Annotated in this window: 18 protein-coding genes; 6 read left to right on the top strand and 12 right to left on the bottom strand. The window is 57.6% G+C overall.

The window, feature by feature from the left end; genetic code table 11:
- Positions 1 to 4: 4 nt before the first annotated feature.
- The gene (gene ettA / locus NI40_RS03125; protein ID WP_039260880.1) at positions 5 to 1672 is read left to right on the top strand and encodes an energy-dependent translational throttle protein EttA; all 1668 of its coding nucleotides are present in this window, start codon (positions 5 to 7) and stop codon (positions 1670 to 1672) included.
- A 90-nt stretch (positions 1673 to 1762) separates the two neighbouring features.
- On the opposite strand, the gene NI40_RS03120 is transcribed toward ettA, so the two are convergent.
- On the bottom strand, positions 1763 to 2662 hold the full coding sequence (locus tag NI40_RS03120; protein WP_039260881.1) for a LysR family transcriptional regulator: 900 nt from the start codon (positions 2660 to 2662) through the stop codon (positions 1763 to 1765).
- A 108-nt stretch (positions 2663 to 2770) separates the two neighbouring features.
- Here NI40_RS03120 and NI40_RS03115 point away from each other — a divergent pair, with 108 nt between their 5' ends.
- Complete coding sequence (locus NI40_RS03115) at positions 2771 to 3772, top strand: zinc-binding alcohol dehydrogenase family protein (RefSeq protein WP_039260883.1); 1002 nt, start codon at positions 2771 to 2773, stop codon at positions 3770 to 3772.
- A gap of 42 nt (positions 3773 to 3814) precedes the next feature.
- Here NI40_RS03115 and nadR read toward each other — a convergent pair whose 3' ends face one another.
- The 3 genes from nadR to serB all read right to left on the bottom strand — a co-directional run bounded on the left by nadR (position 3815) and on the right by serB (position 7513).
- Positions 3815 to 5047, bottom strand: a complete 1233-nt coding sequence (gene nadR, locus NI40_RS03110) for a multifunctional transcriptional regulator/nicotinamide-nucleotide adenylyltransferase/ribosylnicotinamide kinase NadR (RefSeq protein ID WP_006810194.1) — start codon at positions 5045 to 5047, stop codon at positions 3815 to 3817.
- A 37-nt stretch (positions 5048 to 5084) separates the two neighbouring features.
- Positions 5085 to 6470, bottom strand: a complete 1386-nt coding sequence (gene radA / locus NI40_RS03105) for a DNA repair protein RadA (RefSeq protein WP_014068810.1) — start codon at positions 6468 to 6470, stop codon at positions 5085 to 5087.
- A 74-nt stretch (positions 6471 to 6544) separates the two neighbouring features.
- The gene (gene serB, locus NI40_RS03100) at positions 6545 to 7513 is read right to left on the bottom strand and encodes a phosphoserine phosphatase (protein WP_023310325.1); all 969 of its coding nucleotides are present in this window, start codon (positions 7511 to 7513) and stop codon (positions 6545 to 6547) included.
- A 117-nt stretch (positions 7514 to 7630) separates the two neighbouring features.
- Here serB and NI40_RS03095 point away from each other — a divergent pair, with 117 nt between their 5' ends.
- Together NI40_RS03095 and lplA are read left to right on the top strand one after the other, a co-directional pair.
- Complete coding sequence (locus NI40_RS03095; RefSeq protein WP_032660794.1) at positions 7631 to 8275, top strand: YtjB family periplasmic protein; 645 nt, start codon at positions 7631 to 7633, stop codon at positions 8273 to 8275.
- Positions 8276 to 8314: 39 nt separating this feature from the next.
- Entirely contained in the window at positions 8315 to 9331 is a 1017-nt protein-coding gene (gene lplA / locus NI40_RS03090; protein WP_039260887.1) for a lipoate--protein ligase LplA, read from the top strand.
- A 61-nt stretch (positions 9332 to 9392) separates the two neighbouring features.
- Here the strand turns inward: lplA and deoD are convergent, their stop codons facing one another.
- From deoD to deoC, 4 genes are all read right to left on the bottom strand, one after another.
- Positions 9393 to 10115, bottom strand: coding sequence for a purine-nucleoside phosphorylase (deoD, locus tag NI40_RS03085; protein ID WP_010427122.1), 723 nt, complete (start codon positions 10113 to 10115; stop codon positions 9393 to 9395).
- A 125-nt stretch (positions 10116 to 10240) separates the two neighbouring features.
- Complete coding sequence (gene deoB / locus NI40_RS03080; RefSeq protein WP_039260891.1) at positions 10241 to 11464, bottom strand: phosphopentomutase; 1224 nt, start codon at positions 11462 to 11464, stop codon at positions 10241 to 10243.
- A 53-nt stretch (positions 11465 to 11517) separates the two neighbouring features.
- Entirely contained in the window at positions 11518 to 12840 is a 1323-nt protein-coding gene (gene deoA, locus NI40_RS03075) for a thymidine phosphorylase (protein ID WP_033144578.1), read from the bottom strand.
- Positions 12841 to 12949: 109 nt separating this feature from the next.
- A complete protein-coding gene (gene deoC, locus NI40_RS03070; RefSeq protein ID WP_023310320.1) occupies positions 12950 to 13729 on the bottom strand; it encodes a deoxyribose-phosphate aldolase in 780 nt (259 codons plus the stop codon).
- A 262-nt stretch (positions 13730 to 13991) separates the two neighbouring features.
- Here deoC and NI40_RS03065 point away from each other — a divergent pair, with 262 nt between their 5' ends.
- Both NI40_RS03065 and NI40_RS03060 read left to right on the top strand, forming a co-directional pair.
- Positions 13992 to 15539 (top strand): YjjI family glycine radical enzyme, encoded by a 1548-nt coding sequence (locus NI40_RS03065; protein ID WP_039260893.1) that lies wholly within the window; start codon positions 13992 to 13994, stop codon positions 15537 to 15539.
- Positions 15514 to 16374, top strand: coding sequence for a YjjW family glycine radical enzyme activase (locus tag NI40_RS03060; RefSeq protein WP_039260895.1), 861 nt, complete (start codon positions 15514 to 15516; stop codon positions 16372 to 16374). The genes NI40_RS03065 and NI40_RS03060 overlap by 26 nt, the downstream gene beginning before the upstream one ends.
- Here the strand turns inward: NI40_RS03060 and NI40_RS03055 are convergent.
- The 4 genes from NI40_RS03055 to osmY form a co-directional block, all read right to left on the bottom strand.
- Positions 16369 to 17151 carry a TatD family hydrolase gene (locus NI40_RS03055; protein ID WP_039260898.1) on the bottom strand — a complete coding sequence of 261 codons (783 nt, stop codon included), beginning with the start codon at positions 17149 to 17151 and terminating at the stop codon, positions 16369 to 16371. The genes NI40_RS03060 and NI40_RS03055 overlap by 6 nt on opposite strands.
- Complete coding sequence (locus NI40_RS03050) at positions 17148 to 18200, bottom strand: patatin-like phospholipase family protein (RefSeq protein WP_023310316.1); 1053 nt, start codon at positions 18198 to 18200, stop codon at positions 17148 to 17150. Before NI40_RS03050 ends, NI40_RS03055 begins: the two co-directional genes overlap by 4 nt.
- Before the next feature lie 121 nt (positions 18201 to 18321).
- Complete coding sequence (locus NI40_RS22395) at positions 18322 to 18483, bottom strand: DUF1328 domain-containing protein (protein ID WP_003856556.1); 162 nt, start codon at positions 18481 to 18483, stop codon at positions 18322 to 18324.
- A 127-nt stretch (positions 18484 to 18610) separates the two neighbouring features.
- Entirely contained in the window at positions 18611 to 19228 is a 618-nt protein-coding gene (gene osmY / locus NI40_RS03045) for a molecular chaperone OsmY (RefSeq protein WP_039260909.1), read from the bottom strand.
- Positions 19229 to 19474: the final 246 nt, after the last annotated feature.

Here is a 19474-nt window from a genome sequence, read left to right as displayed (position 1 = left end):
CAACGTGGCTCAATTCGTTTATACCATGCATCGTGTCGGCAAAGTTGTCCCGCCGAAACGTCATATTCTTAAAAATATCTCGCTGAGCTTCTTCCCGGGCGCAAAAATCGGTGTTCTGGGTCTCAACGGTGCCGGTAAGTCCACCCTGCTGCGCATCATGGCCGGCATTGATACAGACATCGAAGGTGAAGCCCGTCCGCAGCCTGGCATCAAGATTGGTTACCTGCCGCAGGAACCTCAACTGAACCCGGAACACACCGTTCGCGAATCCGTTGAAGAAGCGGTATCCGAAGTGGTCAACGCGCTGAAAGGTCTGGATGAAGTGTATGCCAAATACGCTGAGCCGGATGCGGACTTCGACAAGCTGGCCGCGCAACAGGGCAAGTATGAAGAGATCATCCAGGCGCACGACGGTCACAACCTGAACGTGCAGCTGGAGCGCGCGGCTGATGCCCTGCGTCTGCCGGACTGGGATGCGAAAATCGCGAACCTCTCCGGGGGTGAACGCCGCCGCGTGGCGCTGTGCCGCCTGCTGCTGGAAAAACCAGACATGCTGCTGCTCGACGAACCGACTAACCACCTGGACGCAGAATCCGTGGCGTGGCTGGAGCGCTTCCTGCACGACTTCGAAGGCACCGTTGTGGCGATTACCCACGACCGTTACTTCCTCGACAACGTCGCCGGCTGGATCCTGGAGCTGGACCGCGGTGAAGGCATTCCGTGGGAAGGCAACTACTCTTCCTGGCTGGAGCAGAAAGATCAGCGTCTGGCGCAGGAAGCTTCTCAGGAAGCGGCGCGTCGTAAGTCTATCGAGAAAGAGCTGGAGTGGGTTCGTCAGGGCGCGAAAGGCCGTCAGTCTAAGGGCAAAGCCCGTCTGGCACGCTTCGAAGAGCTGAACAACACCGAATACCAGAAACGTAACGAAACCAACGAACTGTTTATTCCACCTGGAGCACGTCTGGGGGATAAAGTGGTTGAAGTGACCAACCTGCGTAAGTCCTACGGCGACCGTCTGCTGATCGACGACCTGACCTTCTCCGTACCGAAAGGCGCTATCGTTGGCATCATCGGTCCGAACGGCGCGGGTAAATCGACCCTGTTCCGCATGATGTCCGGTCAGGAACAGCCTGACAGCGGCTCTATCACCCTGGGTGAAACCGTGAAGCTGGCCTCCGTTGACCAGTTCCGTGACGCGATGGACAACAGCAAAACCGTGTGGGAAGAAGTGTCCGGCGGTCTGGATATCATGCGTATCGGCAACACCGAGATGCCAAGCCGCGCCTATGTTGGCCGCTTTAACTTCAAAGGCACCGACCAGGGCAAACGCGTGGGCGAACTGTCCGGCGGCGAGCGCGGTCGTCTGCACCTGGCGAAGCTGCTGCAGGTGGGCGGTAACGTTCTGCTGCTCGATGAACCAACAAACGACCTGGATATCGAAACCCTGCGCGCGCTGGAAAACGCCCTGCTGGAGTTCCCGGGCTGTGTGATGGTTATCTCGCACGACCGCTGGTTCCTGGACCGTATCGCGACCCACATCCTGGACTATCAGGACGAAGGTAAAGTGGAGTTCTTCGAAGGTAACTTCACCGAATACGAAGAGTACAAGAAACGCACGCTGGGCGCCGACGCGCTGGAGCCGAAGCGTATTAAGTACAAGCGTATTGCGAAATAAAAGCAAAACGGCAACTTCGGTTGCCGTTTTTATGTTTGTACCCTCTCCCCGTGGGAGAGGGCCAGGGTGAGGGCATCATGCCGCACAAAATCACCCACCCACGTAATACCGCTTCACCTCGTCAAACTGCATCGCAAAGTCGATATAGCTCATCAGCGCAGGCGAATTCAGCTTGCGGCTTGGGTAGGCCAGCCACAGATCGTTACCTTCAACATTCCACTCCGGCAGCACCTGAACCAGCGCCCCTTTTTCAATTTTATCTTCTACCAGGAAGGCGGGAAGCAGCGTGATACCCGCACCGGCAATTGCACATTCGCGGGCGTAGACCAGATTATCGGTCATGTGCGCGTTATCCGGCAGGTAGCGGTAATCCTCGCTCTCGCTTCGCAGAAGCCACTCCGACCACGCCCGGTGTGTAATGCAGCGGTGCTCCACCAGCTGACGGGGATGCGTCAGCGGCTCCCGACGCGCCAGATAGTCCGGTGAGGCCAGCATGTAGCGCGGGCAGTGCCCGATCATCCGGCCAATCAGGGAGGAGTCCTGCGGCTTGCCGGTGCGCAGCGCCACGTCAAAACCGGCCTCGACCAGATCCACCACGTCATCAGAGATCGACACATCCAGCGAAACGTCAGGATAGCGAAGCTGAAACTCGGCATTCATGTGCGCCAGCAGCGTCGCCCCAATTCCCGCCGGACAGGTGATCCGCAGCCGCCCGCTGGGATTTTCGCGCAGCCGCTGAATGGCGTACTCGGCCCGCTCGCTGGCCGCCAGCATCTCGCGACAGTGCACCAGATAGTGCTCGCCCGCAAACGTGAGGCTGATCCTGCGCGTGGTGCGGTTCAGAAGGCGGATCCCCACCTGCTGCTCCAGCTGGCTAATTCGCTGGCTAACGCTGGATTTCGGCAGTTCAGCTTTCTGCGCGGCAGCGGTAAAGCTGCCCATCTCCGCCACCAGCGCGAACAGCGCCATATCCTGCAGCTGCTTAAACATGATTGTTCATCCTGTACGAACGCTGAGTTCTTGATTGTCCATCTTATCACGCAGCTGACCACTTTATAGACTAGCCTCAACAAAACGCATGCTATTGAGGAACACACCATGTCTGTTAAAGCTATTGCCGTTAACCCAGAAAATCCGTCCATCTTCATTGAAATCACCCCGCCAATGCCGCAGCCCGGCGAGCACGATCTGCTGGTAGAGGTGAAGGCCGTCTCCGTTAACCCGGTCGATACCAAAGTCCACGCGGGCATTGCTAAAAACGGGCTGAACGAGCCGCGCATCCTCGGCTGGGATGCCAGCGGGATCGTCAAAGCGGTGGGGGCTGGCGTAACTGGATTTAAGCCAGGTGACGAGGTGTGGTACGCGGGCGACATCACCCGCCCGGGCAGCAACGCCACGCACCAGCTGATTGATGCACGCATAGTCGGCCACAAGCCTGCCAGCCTCGGCTGGGCGGCTGCCGCTGCACTGCCGTTGACCGCGCTCACCGCGTGGGAAGGTCTGTTTGAACGCCTGAACATTCAGGATGCCGGGGCGGACAAAACGCTGCTGATCATCGGCGGCGCTGGCGGCGTGGGATCGCTGGCGATCCCCTTTGCGAAGCACAACAGCAAGGTGAAGATCGTCGCAACGGCTTCACGAGAAGATTCCGCCCGGTGGTGCCGCGATCGCGGGGCTGATATTGTCGTCAACTACCGCGATCTGAAAGGCGAGCTGGCGAAACAGGGGCTCACCTTTGTGGATTACATTTTCATCCTCAACGACACCGACGGGCACTGGGATGCGGTCAGCGAACTGATTGCGCCGCAGGGGCATATCTGTTCCATCGTTGAGAATGAACGTCCGCTGAACCAGGACAAGCTGAAGTCCAAATCCGCCGCCCTGCACTGGGAGTTTATGTACACCCGCAGCATGTACCAGACCGCGGATATGGCGCGTCAGGGTGAGATCCTCAATGAGGTGGCAAAACTGGTGGATAACGGCGTGGTTGAAAGTTCGCTCAGCGAAACGCTGCACGGGCTGAGCGTGGAAAGCATTACCGAGGCGCACCGTAAAGTGCTGGAGGGACATATGCGTGGGAAAGTGGTGGTTGAATTCTGAGTGGCTTGATGCCCTCTCCCACAGGGAGAGGGCGGTTAACGCTTACCCCTGTTCCCCCATCATCTCCTTCACCAGCTCGACGCAGCGCAGGAAACGGGAGTCGTAGTCCGACTCTTCCACATGGACAAACTCAACGTTGTTTTCGTTGAGCATCTCCACCAGCATGGACTGGAACTCACGCCTGTCCACGGAGCTGCCGAGGCTGCGCATGCCGTCAGCGACCCACGGGGTGTTGTTCTCCAGCAGGATCACCAGGTCAAAGCGGTATTCGTCAATCAGCGCCTGCACGAACGGGTGCTCGCGCCCTTCGTATTTTTTACAGAACGCCTGTGTGGTGACGAAATCGGTATCGATAAACGCCACTTTGTTGGCGTATTTGACCGCAAAATCAATGTACTGGGCATGACCGAGCGCGATTTTGTCGTAGTCGGAATACTGCAGCGCCATCTCGTCGCCGCCAAGGTGCGAGAAGACATAATCGCGGCCGTACTCCCACGCGCTGGTGGTGTTGAAGATGTTCGCCAGCTTGTTGACCAGCGTTGATTTACCGCTCGACTCGCCGCCCAGGATCGCGACGGTACGGACGAAGAACGGCTTCACCTCAGTCGGGATGTAATCCCAGTAGCGGAACGGGTTCTCGCGGATCTGCGCTCCGCTGATGTTCATAAAGGTACGTTTCGGGTCGATCAGCACCGTCTCGATACCCAGATGCTCGCGGAACTGCGGCGCGTCGGACTCTTCAGAGGTGTAGATCCAGTTCGGCGCAATGCCCTTCTCTTCCATAAACGCTTTGATGCCGTTGCTCCACACGTCCCAGCCGTGCGGATACGGCTCCATGCCCTCTTCGTTAAAGGCATGAATACGAATATTTTTCTGGTACTTAAAGGTCTGGAGCAGCCAGCGCAGGCGGTCCGGCACGGTCGGCTGCTGCGACATGGCGCTGTCTTCAAACAGCTGACGGTCACGGGTTTCGTCGTAGCCCATGATGATGTGCAGCTCGTCCACCTGGCTACAGGCGCGCTGGATCAGATAGATATGCCCGGTATGCAGGGGGTAAAACTTGCCGAACACCACGCCGATGTTCTTTTGCATGCGCGGGAACTCCAGCCCCAGAAAGCGATGCAGCGCTTCCAGTTTCTGCGCGCTGGGGCTTTTGATTTTGGCGTTCAGCAGCTGGCTCAGGTAGCCTTTGGTCATGCCGCTGGCGTCCGCCACCTGCTGCAGCGTGCAGCCCTTCTGGCGGATTGCGGTCTTGATGTAGTCAAATGATGACATAAATTACGGTGCCTCCTGCAAAATCAAATTTACGTAATTATAAGTCGTCAAAGACATTTAACGCATCAGCGAGTTTTTTCACGCCGAAAACCTGCATCCCTTCCGGGATCTTTTTCGGCACGTTGGCAGCGGGAACGATCGCCCGGCGGAAACCGTGTTTTGCCGCCTCGGAGATACGCTCCTGGCCGCTGGGTACCGGACGGATTTCCCCGGCGAGGCCCACTTCGCCGAAGACCACCAGATCCTGCGGAAGCGGTCTGTCTCGCAGGCTGGAGACCATCGCCAGCAGCAGCGCCAGGTCTGCGCTGGTCTCCGTGACTTTGACGCCGCCGACCACGTTAACGAAGACGTCCTGATCCGCCATCTGCAGCCCGCCGTGACGGTGCAGCACCGCCAGCAGGATCGCCAGACGGTTCTGTTCCAGACCGACCGCCACGCGCCGCGGGTTGCCCATCATCGACACGTCCACCAGCGCCTGAATTTCGACAAGCAGCGGGCGCGTCCCTTCCCACAGCACCATCACCGAGCTGCCGGAGGTGATCTCATCGCCGCGGCTCAGGAAGATGGCCGACGGGTTGCTGACTTCGCGCAGCCCCTGTTCGGTCATGGCAAACACGCCCAGTTCATTCACCGCCCCAAAGCGGTTCTTGTGGCTGCGCAGGGTACGGAAACGGGAATCCGCATCGCCGTCGAGCATCACGGAGCAGTCGATACAGTGTTCAAGCACCTTCGGCCCGGCCAGCGAGCCGTCTTTGGTCACGTGGCCGACCATCACAATCGCCACGCCGCGCGTTTTGGCAAAGCGCGTCAGGTAAGCCGCGGTTTCACGCACCTGCGCGACGCTGCCCGGCGAGGACTGAATGTCCGCCATGTGCATCACCTGGATGGAGTCGATCACCATCAGCTTCGGCTGCTCTTCTTCGGCAATCATGCAGATCTGCTCGATGCTGGTTTCGGAGAGCATGTTCAGGTTGCCGGTCGGCAGGCCCAGACGGTGCGCGCGCATCGCCACCTGCTGCAGAGACTCTTCGCCCGTGACGTACAGGGTTTTCATCTGTTCGGCAAGCTTGCAGAGCGTTTGCAGCAGCAGGGTCGATTTACCCGCGCCCGGGTTACCGCCGATCAGGATCGCGCTGCCCGGCACCACGCCGCCGCCGAGCACGCGGTCAAACTCTTTGAACCCGGTGGAGAAGCGCGGCAGCTCTTCGAGGCTGATGTCCGAAAGTTTTTGCACCTTCGCCACGCCCGCGTTACCGGCATAGCCGCTCAGGCGCTCATTGCGCGCCACGCTCGGCGAAGCCGCCACACCACGCACTTCGGTGATGGTGTTCCAGGCATGACAGGCGCTGCATTGCCCCTGCCAGCGCGGATAATCCGCACCACATTCATTACAGACAAATGCGCGTTTTGGAGCTTTCGCCACGGTTTACCTCGTTATTTCTGTGCGGCCTGCGTGCCGGGTGGCGCTTACGCTTACCCGGCCTACAAAGCAGGCCGTTATTTCTGATTAATGCTGCCGGAGAGAATGCAGAACACTCCCATCAGGTCAGCGTGACGGATAGTGACTTCCGTCTTTTCATTCACTTTTGGCTTGGCATGGTAGGCAATGCCCAGACCGGCGGCTTTGATCATCGGCAGGTCGTTCGCGCCATCGCCGATGGCGACGGTCTGGACAACCGGAATTTCATATTTTTCCGCCAGACGCGTCAGCGTATTGGCTTTGTACTGGGCATCTACGATATCGCCAATCACCTGGCCGGTCAGCTTGCCGTCCATGATCTCCAGCTCATTGGCCACCACGGTGGTCAGATGCAGTTTTTCCCGCAGGTAATCCGCGAAGAAGGTGAAGCCACCGGAGGCGATCGCCACCTTCCAGCCGAGGGACTGCAGCTTCAGCACCAGCTGCGTCAGCCCTGGCATCAGCGGCAGCACGTCGCGCACCTGGCGCAGAATGTTGGCGTCGGCCCCTTTCAGGGTCGCCACGCGCTGGCGCAGGCTGGCGGTGAAGTCCAGCTCGCCGCGCATCGCACGTTCGGTGACTTCCGCCACCAGCTCGCCGCTGCCCGCCAGCTTCGCAATCTCGTCAATACACTCGATCTGGATCGCCGTAGAATCCATGTCCATGACCAGCAGGCCCGGGGTTTTCAGATGCGGAATTTTACCCAGCGGCGCGACGTCCAGCCCGGCGTCATGCGCCAGACGCGTTGCGCGCTGCGTCAGGGAACCCGCCAGGCGAATAACCTGGTAGTCTTCCACGCACCAGGCGGCGACGATGACCATTGCCGCACCCAGCTTGCTTTGATACTGGGTCAGGCGTTGCTTATCCAGACCGCGTCCGTAGAGGAGCCAGCCGCTACGACCGGCGTGGTAATCCAGAGGCATCACCTCATCGCCACTTAAAGAGAGCGGCAATCCTGGCCATAAAGAGACATCCGTTGGCAGGTCACACCAGGTAATGTTCGGCATTAAAGCTCCTGTAATTTCGTTCGCGCCGGAAGGTTGCAGAGGGAAAATAACGCATGAGGCTACCCTGTAACCATCACTTCTGGCAACATTAAGCCGTAAATTTTCAGCAGGTGGAATATGGCTCGCGCAAAACTGAAATTCCGGCTCCATCGCGCCGTGATTGTCCTTTCCTGTCTCGCACTATTAGTGGTGCTGATGCAAGGGGCATCGTGGTTTAGCCAGAACCATCAACGGCAACGCAACCCGCAGTTTGAAGAGCTGGCCCGCACGCTGGCACGCCAGGTGACGCTCAACGTCGCGCCGTCCATGCGTACCGAAACGCCGGACGAGAAGCGGATAGGCCAGGTTTTACGCCTGCTCACGGAGAATAGCCGCATTCTTGATGCCGGCGTCTATGATGAGCAAGGCAACCTGATTGCCCGCGCGGGCGAACACGTCGACGTGCGCGACAGGCTGGCGCTGGACGGGAAAAAAGCCGGGGGCTACTTTAACCAGCAGATTGTCGAACCTATTCAGGGGAAGAATGGCCCGCTGGGCTATCTGCGCCTGACCCTCGATACCCACACCCTGCCTACTGAAGCCAAACAGGTCGATAATACCACCAATATTCTGCGCCTGATGCTGCTGCTTTCACTCGCCATCGGCGTTGTGCTGGCGCGCACCCTGCTTCGCGGCAAGCGCTCGCGCTGGCAGCAATCCCCGTTCCTGCTGACCGCCAGCAAATCCGTCCCCGAAGACGAAGAGAGCGAGAAGAAAGATTAGTGATAAAGTAGGCGAACGATTCGGAAAAGGAACTTTGCCATGACGACGTTACGCCTGCTTATCTCTGACTCTTACGATCCCTGGTTTAATCTCGCGGTAGAAGAGTGCATCTTCCGCCAGATGCCCGCCACCCAGCGCGTACTGTTTCTCTGGCGGAACGCCGATACGGTGGTCATCGGCCGCGCGCAAAACCCTTGGAAAGAGTGCAATACGCGGCGTATGGAAGAGGACAACGTCCGTCTCGCACGTCGCAGCAGCGGCGGCGGCGCGGTGTTTCACGATCTGGGCAATACCTGCTTTACCTTTATGGCGGGCAAACCGGAATACGACAAAACCATCTCAACGTCCATCGTCCTCAACGCGCTCAATTCACTCGGCGTAACGGCGGAAGCGTCCGGGCGTAACGATCTGGTGGTGAAAACCCCCGAGGGCGACCGGAAGGTCTCCGGCTCCGCCTACCGCGAAACGATGGATCGCGGGTTCCACCACGGCACCCTGTTGCTGAACGCTGACCTCAGCCGTCTGGCGAACTACCTGAATCCGGATAAGAAAAAGCTCCAGGCCAAAGGAATTACCTCCGTGCGCGGCCGCGTGGCAAATCTGGTGGAACTGCTGCCGGGAATTACGCACGAGCAGATTTGCGATGCGATCCGTGACGCGTTCTTTGAACATTACGGCGAGCGCGTGGAAGCAGAAGTCATCTCCCCTGACAAAACCCCGGACCTGCCCAACTTCGCCGAAACCTTCGCCCGCCAGAGCAGCTGGGAATGGAACTTCGGTCAGGCTCCTGCCTTTTCCCATCTGCTGGACGAGCGTTTCACCTGGGGCGGCGTGGAGCTGCATTTTGACGTGGAGAAAGGCCATATCACCCGCACGCAGGTGTTTACCGATAGCCTGAACCCGGCACCGTTAGAGGCGCTGGCGGCACGTTTGCAGGGCTGTTTGTACAGGGCGGATATGCTGCAGCAGGAATGCGACACGATGATTGGGGATTTCCCGGAGCAGGAAAAAGAGCTGCGGGAGCTGTCGGCGTGGATTGCACAGGCCGTGCGCTAGGTACGGTCTGGTGCCCTCACCCCTGCCCTCTCCCACAGGGAGAGGGAGGGAAGAGACAGAATTACTCTTTATCGCCCAGCAGAACGGATTCCAGCGCGATTTTGATCATGTCGTTGAAGGTGGTCTGACGCTCGGCAGCGGTGGTCTGCTCGTGGGTACGGATGTGGTCAGACACGGTGCAGATGGTCAGCGCTTTCGCACCAAACTCAGCCGCGACGCCGTAGATACCCGCCGCTTCCATTTCCACGCCCAGGATGCCGTATTTTTCCATCACGTCGAACATCTCGCCGCCGTCCGGGGCATAGAACAGGTCAGCAGAGAAGATGTTACCCACGCGCGCTTCAACGCCCAGCGCTTTTGCCGCGTCAACCGCGTCACGCACCATGCCGAAGTCAGCAATCGCCGCGAAGTCATGGTCTTTGAAACGCATGCGGTTAACTTTGGAATCGGTGCAGGCACCCATACCGATAACGATGTCGCGCAGCTTAACGTCCATACGGACCGCGCCGCAGGAGCCAACGCGGATGATTTTCTTCACGCCGAAGTCGGTGATCAGCTCTTTGGTGTAGATAGAGCAGGATGGGATACCCATGCCGTGGCCCATAACGGAAATTTTGCGGCCTTTATAGGTACCGGTGAAGCCCAGCATGCCGCGAACGTTGTTCACTTCACGCACGTCTTCAAGGAAGGTTTCTGCAATGTGCTTCGCGCGCAGCGGGTCGCCCGGCATCAATACGACGTCAGCGAAATCACCCATTTCTGCGTTAATGTGAGGAGTTGCCATCTTCAGTTCCTTTTACATTGTTGTTTTTGCCGGGTGGCGGCTACGCCTGACCCGGCCTACATTCTGTTCTCTCTCTCCCTGTGGGAGAGGGTCGGGGTGAGGGCATCAGGCCGCACCCAATCCGTTTAGAACATGACCTTGCCATATTCCATGTCAGACGTACCAAAGTATTTCGCCAGGGTCTGGCCGATGTCCGCGAAGGTTTCACGGTGACCGAGCGAGCCCGGCTTCACTTTCGGGCCGTACACCAGCACCGGAATGTGCTCACGGGTGTGGTCGGTACCGGTCCAGGTTGGGTCACAGCCATGGTCTGCGGTCAGGATCAGAATGTCATCTTCGCCCACCAGCTCCATCAGCTCCGGCAGACGGCGGTCGAACAGCTCAAGACCAGCCGCATAGCCCGCTACGTCGCGACGGTGGCCCCAGGAGGAGTCGAAGTCCACGAAGTTGGTGAAGACGATGGTCTTGTCGCCCGCTTCTTTCATCTCTTTGATGGTGGCATCGAACAGCGCATCCAGACCGGTGGCTTTCACTTTTTTGGTGATGCCGCAGTTGGCGTAGATATCCGCGATTTTACCCACGGAAACCACGTGGCCGTCTTTCTCTTCAACCAGCTTCTGCAGCACGGTTGGCGCCGGTGGCTCAACCGCCAGGTCGTGACGGTTACCGGTACGCTGGAAGTTACCCGCTTTGTCGCCGATAAACGGACGCGCGATCACGCGGCCGATGTTGTAGCCGCCTTCGGTCAGCTCTTCACGGGCGATTTCGCACAGCTCGTAGAGTTTATCCAGGCCAAACGTCTCTTCATGGCACGCAATCTGGAACACGGAGTCAGCAGAGGTGTAGAAAATCGGCTTGCCGGTTTTCATGTGCTCTTCGCCGAGTTCATCGAGAATCACGGTACCGGAAGAGTGGCAGTTACCGAGGTAGCCCGGCAGGTTGGCGCGCTTCACCAGCTTATCGAGCAGCTCCTGCGGGAAGCTGTTCTCGTGATCGGAGAAGTAACCCCAGTCGAACAGCACAGGCACACCGGCGATTTCCCAGTGGCCAGACGGGGTGTCTTTACCGGAGGAGAGCTCGTGAGCCCAGGCGTAGGCGCCCACGACTTCCGCGTTGCCGTCCATACCGGCTGCGATTTTACCGGTAGAACCTTCATGCGCTTTCACCAGACCAAGGCGGGTCAGGTTAGGTAGAGTCAGAGGGCCTTTACGACCGTTATCCGCTTCGCCTTTCGCACAGGCTTCCGCGATGTGACCCATGGTATCGGAACCCACGTCACCAAAACGTTCTGCATCTTCGGTTGCGCCGATGCCGAATGAGTCCAGCACCATAATAAATGCACGTTTCATAATTGTTCTCCGTACGTAGTGCTTCAAAAATTATCGATCAGATCAGTATACCGCTATTCGGTGATACGGCGATAGACAGTCGGTGTGGTTTCCGGCGCTTTATCGTCAAGCGTAATTGCCGCTTTCACCGCTTTAGCCGCTTCCTGCCAGCTGGCTTCGTCTTTCGCGTGGATCACCGCAAGCGGACGTTGACCGTCAACGCTGTCGCCCAGACGGGCCATATCGGTAAAGCCGACGCTGTAATCAATGGTGTCTGACGCCTGACGACGGCCGCCGCCCATCGAGACCACCGCCATACCCAGCGCACGGGTGTCCATTGCAGAGACATACCCTTCGCTATCGGCATACACCGCTTTGCTAAGCGTCGCGGTTGGCAGGTATTTCGCGTAGTTTTCGACGAAATCGGTCGGGCCTTTCTGGGCTGCAACCATGCGGCCGAAAATATCCGCCGCTTTGCCGTTATCCAGCACCGCCTGCAGCTTCGCGCGGGCTTCTGCGTCGTCTTTAGCCAGCTTGCCGGAGATTAACATCTCAACGCACAGCGCCATGGTGACGTCGAACAGACGCGGGTTGCGGTATTCACCAGTCAGGAACTGCACCGCTTCACGCACTTCGACGGCGTTACCGGCGCTGGACGCCAGCACCTGGTTCATGTCGGTGAGCAGCGCGGTGGTGCGCACGCCCGCGCCGTTGGAGACGCCAACGATCGCTTCCGCAAGCGCAGCAGAAAGTTCATAGGTCGGCATAAACGCGCCGCTGCCCACCTTCACGTCCATCACCAGCGCGTCCAGCCCTTCTGCCAGTTTCTTCGCCAGGATAGAGGCGGTGATCAGCGGGATGGAGTCAACGGTCGCGGTGATGTCGCGGGTGGCGTAGAAACGCTTGTCTGCCGGAGCAAGAGAGCTGGTCTGGCCGATAATCGCCACACCAACGTCTTTAATAATGTCGCGGAAGCGGTTGTCGTCCGGGAAGATATCGAAGCCCGGAATGGCTTCCAGTTTGTCGAGCGTACCGCCGGTGTGGCCCAGGCCGCGCCCGGAGATCATCGGGATGTAACCGCCGCAGGCTGCCACCATTGGGCCGAGCATCAGAGACGTCACGTCGCCCACGCCGCCGGTGGAGTGCTTATCCACAATCGGGCCGTTAAGGTTGAGGCTTTTCCAGTCCAGAACGGTTCCTGAATCTCGCATCGCCATGGTCAGCGACACGCGCTCAGGCATCGACATATCGTGGAAGAAAATGGTCATCGCCAGAGCTGCAATCTGCCCTTCTGAGACGGTGTTATCACGAATGCCGTTGATGAAGAAGCGGATCTCTTCATCGCTTAATGCATGACCATCACGTTTTTTACGAATAATTTCTTGTGCGAGAAACACGGTAACCTCCATGCGGAATCGGGGGAGTTGTGGCGGGTGGCGCTACGCTTACCCGCCCTACGATCCTGTCGGCCGGATAAGCGAAGCGTCATCCGGCATTGTCTGGCAATCAGTAGCTGCTTGCGCTCTTACCGTCGCCGTGACCCAGCGCTTTCAGCAGGCTGGCCAGCAGGCTGGACGCACCGAAGCGGTAGTGACGGGAATCGGCCCAGTCGGCGCCAAACAGCTCGTCGGCAATCGCCAGGAACTGCTGCGCGTCTTCAGCGGTACGCACGCCGCCCGCAGGTTTGAAACCAACGGTTTTGGATACGCCCATGTCGCGGATCACTTCCATCATGATGCGCGCGCTTTCCGGGGTCGCATTCACCGGCACTTTACCGGTAGAGGTTTTAATGAAATCCGCACCGGCTTTGATGGAGATTTCAGACGCCTTACGAATCAGCGCTTCTTCTTTCAGCTCGCCGGTTTCGATGATCACTTTCAGCAGCACGTTTGCCGCCGCGCACGCGTCTTTACAGGCTTTCACCAGGTCAAAACCGACCTGCTCGTTGCCGGCGATCAGCGCGCGGTACGGGAACACCACGTCAACTTCGTCTGCGCCGTAAGCAATCGCCGCGCGGGTTTCTGCCAGCGCGATCTCGATATCGTCGTTGCCATGCGGGAAGTTAGTTACGGTTGCAATGCGCACGTCCGGCGTACCCTGCTCTTTCAGCGTCTTACGGGCAATCGGGATAAAGCGCGGGTAGATACAGATGGCTGCGGTGTTACCCACCGGCGTTTTCGCCTGATGGCACAGGGCGATGACTTTTTCATTGGTGTCGTCATCGTTCAGGGTGGTCAGGTCCATCAGTTTCAACGCGCGCAGGCTGCTTGCAGTTAAATCGGTCATAACATTCTCCAACGGCAGTGCCGTATAAATTTTACCTTGCGGGTCTGTGAGTATTCTAACATTCACCCGCATCCACACTTCGACATTCATCACAGTTAATGAAAACTGCATACAAATTTGCATTACTGTAATGAGATCTTCTTCAAACTTTAGCGCGTAAATTGCTGACTAAAGCAGCGATACCCCCTGTCGGATCAAAAGCCCCGACAGGCTGGCTTCCTACAATCCGTTCATCATCCGCAGAACACTCAAGGAAGCGACTATGCCCCACTCCAGCCCCGACGCCCTGCAACAACGTTGCCAGCACATTGTGACAAGCCCGGTGTTAACCCCGGAACAAAAACGTCATTTTCTGGCGCTGGAAGCGGAAAACAACCTGCCTTACCCGGCACTTCCTGAGGCCGCACGAGCCGCACTGGACGAAGGGTTTATCTGCGACATGTTCGAAGGCCATTCGCCTTACAAACCCCGTTACGTTCTGCCGGATTACGCAAAATTTCTGGCTAACGGTTCAGAGTGGCTGGAGCTGGAAGGCGCGAAAGATCTCGACGACGCCCTCTCGCTGTTAACCATCCTCTACCATCATGTTCCGTCCGTCACATCGATGCCGGTCTATCTCGGTCAGCTTGATGCGATATTGACCCCATATGTTAGAATTCTAACACAAGAAGAGATCGATAGCCGAATAAAACGTTTCTGGCGCTATCTCGACCGTACGCTGCCGGATGCGTTTATGCACGCAAACATCGGGCCTGAAGATACGCCAGTCACGCGCGCCATTCTGCGTGCCGATGCAGAGCTGAAGCAGGTCGCGCCGAACCTGACCTTTATCTACGATCCCGATATCACCCCAGATGATTTGCTGCTTGAGGTGGCGAAAAACATTTGTGAATGCAGCAAACCGCATATTTCTAATGGCCCGATGAATGATAAAATTTTCACAAAAGGCCGTTACGGCGTGGTGAGCTGTTACAACTCCCTGCCGCTTGCAGGCGGCGGCAGCACCCTGGTGCGCCTTAACCTCAAAGCCATTGCTGAACGCAGCGCATCCATTGACGACTTCTTCACCCGCACGCTCCCGCACTACTGCCAGCAGCAAATTGCCATCATCGATGCACGCTGCGATTTTCTGTACGGGCAATCTGGCTTCTTTGAGAATAGCTTCCTGGTAAAAGAGGGGCTGATTGATGCGGAACGGTTTGTACCCATGTTTGGCATGTACGGCCTGGCGGAAGCGGTAAACGCGCTCTGTGAGAAAGCAGGAATAGCGGGACGCTACGGAAAGGATGAACAGGCCAACGCGCTGGGCTATCGCATCAGCGAACAGCTTGCAGCGTTCGTTGAAAGCACGCCGGTGAAGCACGGCTGGAAGCTTCGCGCGATGCTTCACGCGCAGTCGGGGATCAGTTCCGATTCGGGCACCACGCCGGGCGCGCGCTTGCCTTACGGCGACGAGCCGGATCCCATCAGCCATCTGCTGGCCGTTGCGCCGCATCACAAACACTATCACTCCGGAATCAGCGATATTCTCACCCTGGAGGAGACGGTCAAACGCAACCCGCAGGCGGTGGTTCAGCTTTGCCAGGGGGCGTTCAGAGCGGGAATGCGTGAATTTACCGCCAACGTAGCGGGTAACGATCTGGTCCGCGTGACAGGCTACATGGTTCGCTTGTCGGATCTGGAGAAATACCGGGAAGCCGGATCGCGCACCAATACAACGTGGCTGGGGGAAGAGGCCGCACGCAATACCCGTATTCTGGAACGTCAGCCGCGCGTGATAAGCCATGAACAGCAGATGCGCTTTAGTTAGTCAGGTCATTCCTTTTTCCTGCGTGGACGGGCCGGGCAGCCGCCTGGCGCTGTTCCTGCAGGGCTGCAACCTGCGCTGTAAAACCTGCCACAACCCGTGGACGATCGGCCGCTGCAACGACTGCGGGGACTGTGTGCCCCACTGCCCGCACGACGCGCTGACGATTCAGGCCGGACGCGTCTGGTGGCAGGAGAGTGACTGCCAGCAGTGCGACACCTGCCTGCATCTGTGCCAGCAGCAGGCAACGCCTATGGCGCACCGCTTCAGCGTGGAAGAGATCCTCACCCAGGTCCGCAAATCCGCACCGTTTATCGAAGGGATCACCGTCAGCGGCGGCGAAGCCACAACGCAATTGCCGTTTTTGATCGCCCTGTTTACCGCGATCAAAGCCGATCCCTCCCTGCGTCACCTCACCTGCCTGGTAGACAGCAACGGTCTGTTAGGCGAAACCGGCTGGCAAAAGCTGCTGCCGGTACTGGATGGCGCAATGCTGGATCTGAAGGCGTGGGGGAACGAGCATCACCGCTTCCTGACCGGGCGCGAAAACCCGCAGATTAAGCAGAGCATCCGCTGGCTGGCAGATCGTCACCGTTTGACTGAGCTCCGCCTGCTGGTGATTCCGGAGCAGTGTGATTACCTGGAACATCTCAAGCCGCTAACGACCTTTATCCACGGGCTTGGAAATGTGCCGGTGCGCATCAACGCGTTTCATGCGCAGGGCGTTTACGGTGAGGCGGCCTCATGGCGCAGCGCCACGCCCGAGGACGTTGAACCGCTGGCGCGGGCGCTGGAAAAACAGAAGATAACGGTGATCCGCCCGGCGCTTTACCTATAGCGTGATGCCAAAAACCGAACGGGTATTTTCCAGCAGCGCATCGGCAATCACCTCTTCAGGCTCTTTTCGCAGTTCACACAGGGTGGTAAACACGCGCGCCGCCTGTTCCGGGCGATTCGGCTGGCCCTGAAAACCATTCAGCGGCATATCCGGCGCGTCGGTTTCCAGCAGGAGCGCCGACAGCGGCAGCTGTGCCATTACGTCCCGGGTTTTACTGGCACGCGGATAGGTGATGGTGCCGCCGACGCCGATTTTATAGCCCAGCTCGATAAAACGCTGCGCCTGCTGCAGGCTGCCGGAAAAACCGTGCACTACGCCCCTGCGAGGCAGATCGATGCGTTTCAGGTGCATCGCCAGCTTATCGTGCGTGCGTCTTGAATGGAGGATCACCGGCAGATCGTGGCGCTTCGCCAGCCTGAGCTGCGCGTCGAGGATCGTCTGCTGGCGCTCAAACTGCGGATCCTCACGATAAAGATCGAGGCCGATCTCACCGATGGCGACAAGTTTGTCTCCTGCGGTTTGCACAACCTCATCAAGCCTCTCAATGTGCTCATCAAGATGCCGTTCAATCACAATCGGATGCAGGCCGAGCGCGGCATAGAGCGCGGGGTGCCGCATGGAAAGATCCAGCACCCGGGAAAAATAGGCCGCTTCCACTGCCGGCACAATGATAGCCTGAACGCCTGCCTCAGCCGCTTTCGCTATGCTTTGCGCTTCATCCCCGGTAAACGGCGGGAAATCAAAGTGGCAGTGGGTATCGACAAAGCGCAGCGTCACGCCAGATCCTCGTTATCCAGTAAAGCGTCATTCGCCTGCGGAATATCCACCAGCGGCGTCGTCAGGGCGTCGTTGGCGACAATCGCAGGCGGCAAAATAATGCGTTTATGGCGATGAAGCGGCGGTTGCTCCGCCAGCATTTTCCCCACCGTCGCCAGGAAGTAACGTCCGCACAGCCGCCCCGTTTTGTAATCCATGCGCAGCGCAGGGACGCGGCTGCCCAGGGCCATGCTCAGCAGCGGCTTAGGCGGATAGATTTCAAAAATACGCAGCTTGCCCGGCGGTTTTTCAATGAAGCGCTGCATCGCGCCGTAGGTGGTTTCATGCTGCTTCGCGATGTTCACCAGCGGCTGCAGGCTGCTGTCGCCCAACCAGCGCTCCATCCGTTTGAACCACTGCGGCGTGTAATACATTTGCGACGGTACGGTACGGATCACCACAATGGTTTTCGCCCCGCGCCGGGCGGCTTCCTGCACCGGCACCGCGTCACTGATCCCCCCGTCCAGATAGCTAATACCGTCCAGCAGGGCTCCCGTACGATAAAAGCCGGGGATCGCGCTGGAGGCGCGGATGATGTCCAGCCAGTTCTCCTTCTGCGGAGAAAAATAGCCCGGCGAATAGTCATCGCCCCGGCTGGCGCACATCCAGAACTCTTTGCCGCTATCAAACAGACGGGCAGCGGTATCCATGGCCAGCGGCATCTGGCTGGAGGTCGATTCCAGCAGCCAGTCAAGATCGATCAGGTTGCCGCCGCGCACAAAGCGCACCGGATTAAAAAATTCTTTCGCCGTGGTGTAGCGCATGATGACCTTTCGCGCGTAGCCGGGCTGGTTACAGACATAGGCAGAGAGGTTCTGCGCCCCGGCAGAGGTGCCGAAGTAAAGGTCAAACGGGTTGAACTGCGCGCGCATAAATTCATCCAGCACGCCGGCGGTGAAGATGCCGCGCTGCCCTCCCCCCTCGCAAACCAGTGCGAGTTGACCTGCGCGAAACGGTTTTAACGTCAGCGGCGCAATATTGCCAAGCGTAACGGGAATTCGTTGCCCCACCTCTGCTTTCCTGTTTTTGATTATTTTATAACACCACAGTAACGCACCCGACCTGTTCCGCAAATAAGAAAAAGCCAGTCGCAGTGACTGGCTTTATTTTGTTGAAGGAATATTGCGTTTGCTACGGACGTCTACGACCCGTAAACAGGCTGACCAGGAACAGAATAATACCCACAACGAAGACAATTTTTGCTGCCCATGCCGCTGTACCTGCCAGTCCACCAAAGCCCAATGCGGCGGCAATTAACGCGATAACCAGAAATATAATGCCCCAACGAAACATAAGCTTCTCCTTTACCATAGTTAATGTCGGCCGCTAAACGTGAGCGCTCAGGTCACTCACCGGCGTTTTTCCAGAGTCGTTCTTATTTCGCCCGCAGGTTTTAACCAGACGGGCGAATGGTCCAGATTTACTTCGTTTTCAGATCGTTTTTAACGCTTTTCACACCGTCAATCGCTTTCGCGATGGACTCGGCGCGTTCACTTTGCGCCTGCGAATCTACCGTACCGGAGAGCTGAACCACACCATCGGTGGTTTCCACTTTCACCTTGCGGGACGGCACGATGTCATCTGCTAAAAGTTTAGCTTTGATTTCGCTGGTGGTGGCTGCATCACCGGCATAACCTTTCACCGACGCGTTTTTACCGTCACGTACGTGCAGCTTATCGCTGACGGACGCAACGCCTTCAACGCCTTTCGCGACTTTCACCGCCTGTTCGGCCTGAGCCTGGCTTTCCACGAAGCCGCTCAGCGTGACCACTTTCTTGTCGGTCTTAACGGAAATATCGGTACTTTTGATGGCTTCATCATCCACCAGTGCGGCTTTCACTTTTGCTGTGATTGAGCTGTCATCCATGAAGTTGCCGACTTTATTCATAGAGCTATCGATTTTTTGCCCTGCGTTATCAGCCGTGGACTGGGCTTTATCCATTGTGCTGCTTTCCGCCAGAGCGGAACCGCTCACCAGAACGCTACCCAGGGTTACAGCCAGCAGAGTTTTCGAAATCTTCAGTCTTGTCATATTCATCGATCTATTCCTGTGTTTACCCGTTATTCGGGCTACATACTTCCTTAGTAGTTTTATATATTGCGAATAAACACACGGGTAAAATGGATAACCTAAAGTCATGCATTGAACAGTTAATTTATCCACGCCCGGTGTTAAACACTGAGTTAAATATAGATCACTCTCACAGAGCCGCTTTCAGAATTGGGTAAAAAACGCGCGAATAGCGTGAAATTGCGTTGAATTAAGAACATTCCGCAAGGGATT

This window comes from Enterobacter sp. E20 (genome assembly GCF_000801755.2).
Taxonomy (GTDB): Bacteria; Pseudomonadota; Gammaproteobacteria; order Enterobacterales; family Enterobacteriaceae; genus Enterobacter; species Enterobacter asburiae_B.
Note: the sequence above shows the minus strand (reverse complement) of the source record. Positions and strands in the feature narration are given on the sequence as shown.

Coding starts and splice junctions, on each gene's coding strand:
- NI40_RS03120 (WP_039260881.1), bottom strand. CDS start 2,662: ATGTTTAAGCAGCTGCAGGATATGGCGCTGTTCGCGCTGGTGGCGGAG.
- NI40_RS03115 (WP_039260883.1), top strand. CDS start 2,771: ATGTCTGTTAAAGCTATTGCCGTTAACCCAGAAAATCCGTCCATCTTC.
- nadR (WP_006810194.1), bottom strand. CDS start 5,047: ATGTCATCATTTGACTACATCAAGACCGCAATCCGCCAGAAGGGCTGC.
- serB (WP_023310325.1), bottom strand. CDS start 7,513: ATGCCGAACATTACCTGGTGTGACCTGCCAACGGATGTCTCTTTATGG.
- NI40_RS03095 (WP_032660794.1), top strand. CDS start 7,631: ATGGCTCGCGCAAAACTGAAATTCCGGCTCCATCGCGCCGTGATTGTC.
- lplA (WP_039260887.1), top strand. CDS start 8,315: ATGACGACGTTACGCCTGCTTATCTCTGACTCTTACGATCCCTGGTTT.
- deoD (WP_010427122.1), bottom strand. CDS start 10,115: ATGGCAACTCCTCACATTAACGCAGAAATGGGTGATTTCGCTGACGTC.
- deoB (WP_039260891.1), bottom strand. CDS start 11,464: ATGAAACGTGCATTTATTATGGTGCTGGACTCATTCGGCATCGGCGCA.
- deoC (WP_023310320.1), bottom strand. CDS start 13,729: ATGACCGATTTAACTGCAAGCAGCCTGCGCGCGTTGAAACTGATGGAC.
- NI40_RS03065 (WP_039260893.1), top strand. CDS start 13,992: ATGCCCCACTCCAGCCCCGACGCCCTGCAACAACGTTGCCAGCACATT.
- NI40_RS03060 (WP_039260895.1), top strand. CDS start 15,514: ATGAACAGCAGATGCGCTTTAGTTAGTCAGGTCATTCCTTTTTCCTGC.
- NI40_RS22395 (WP_003856556.1), bottom strand. CDS start 18,483: ATGTTTCGTTGGGGCATTATATTTCTGGTTATCGCGTTAATTGCCGCC.
- osmY (WP_039260909.1), bottom strand. CDS start 19,228: ATGAATATGACAAGACTGAAGATTTCGAAAACTCTGCTGGCTGTAACC.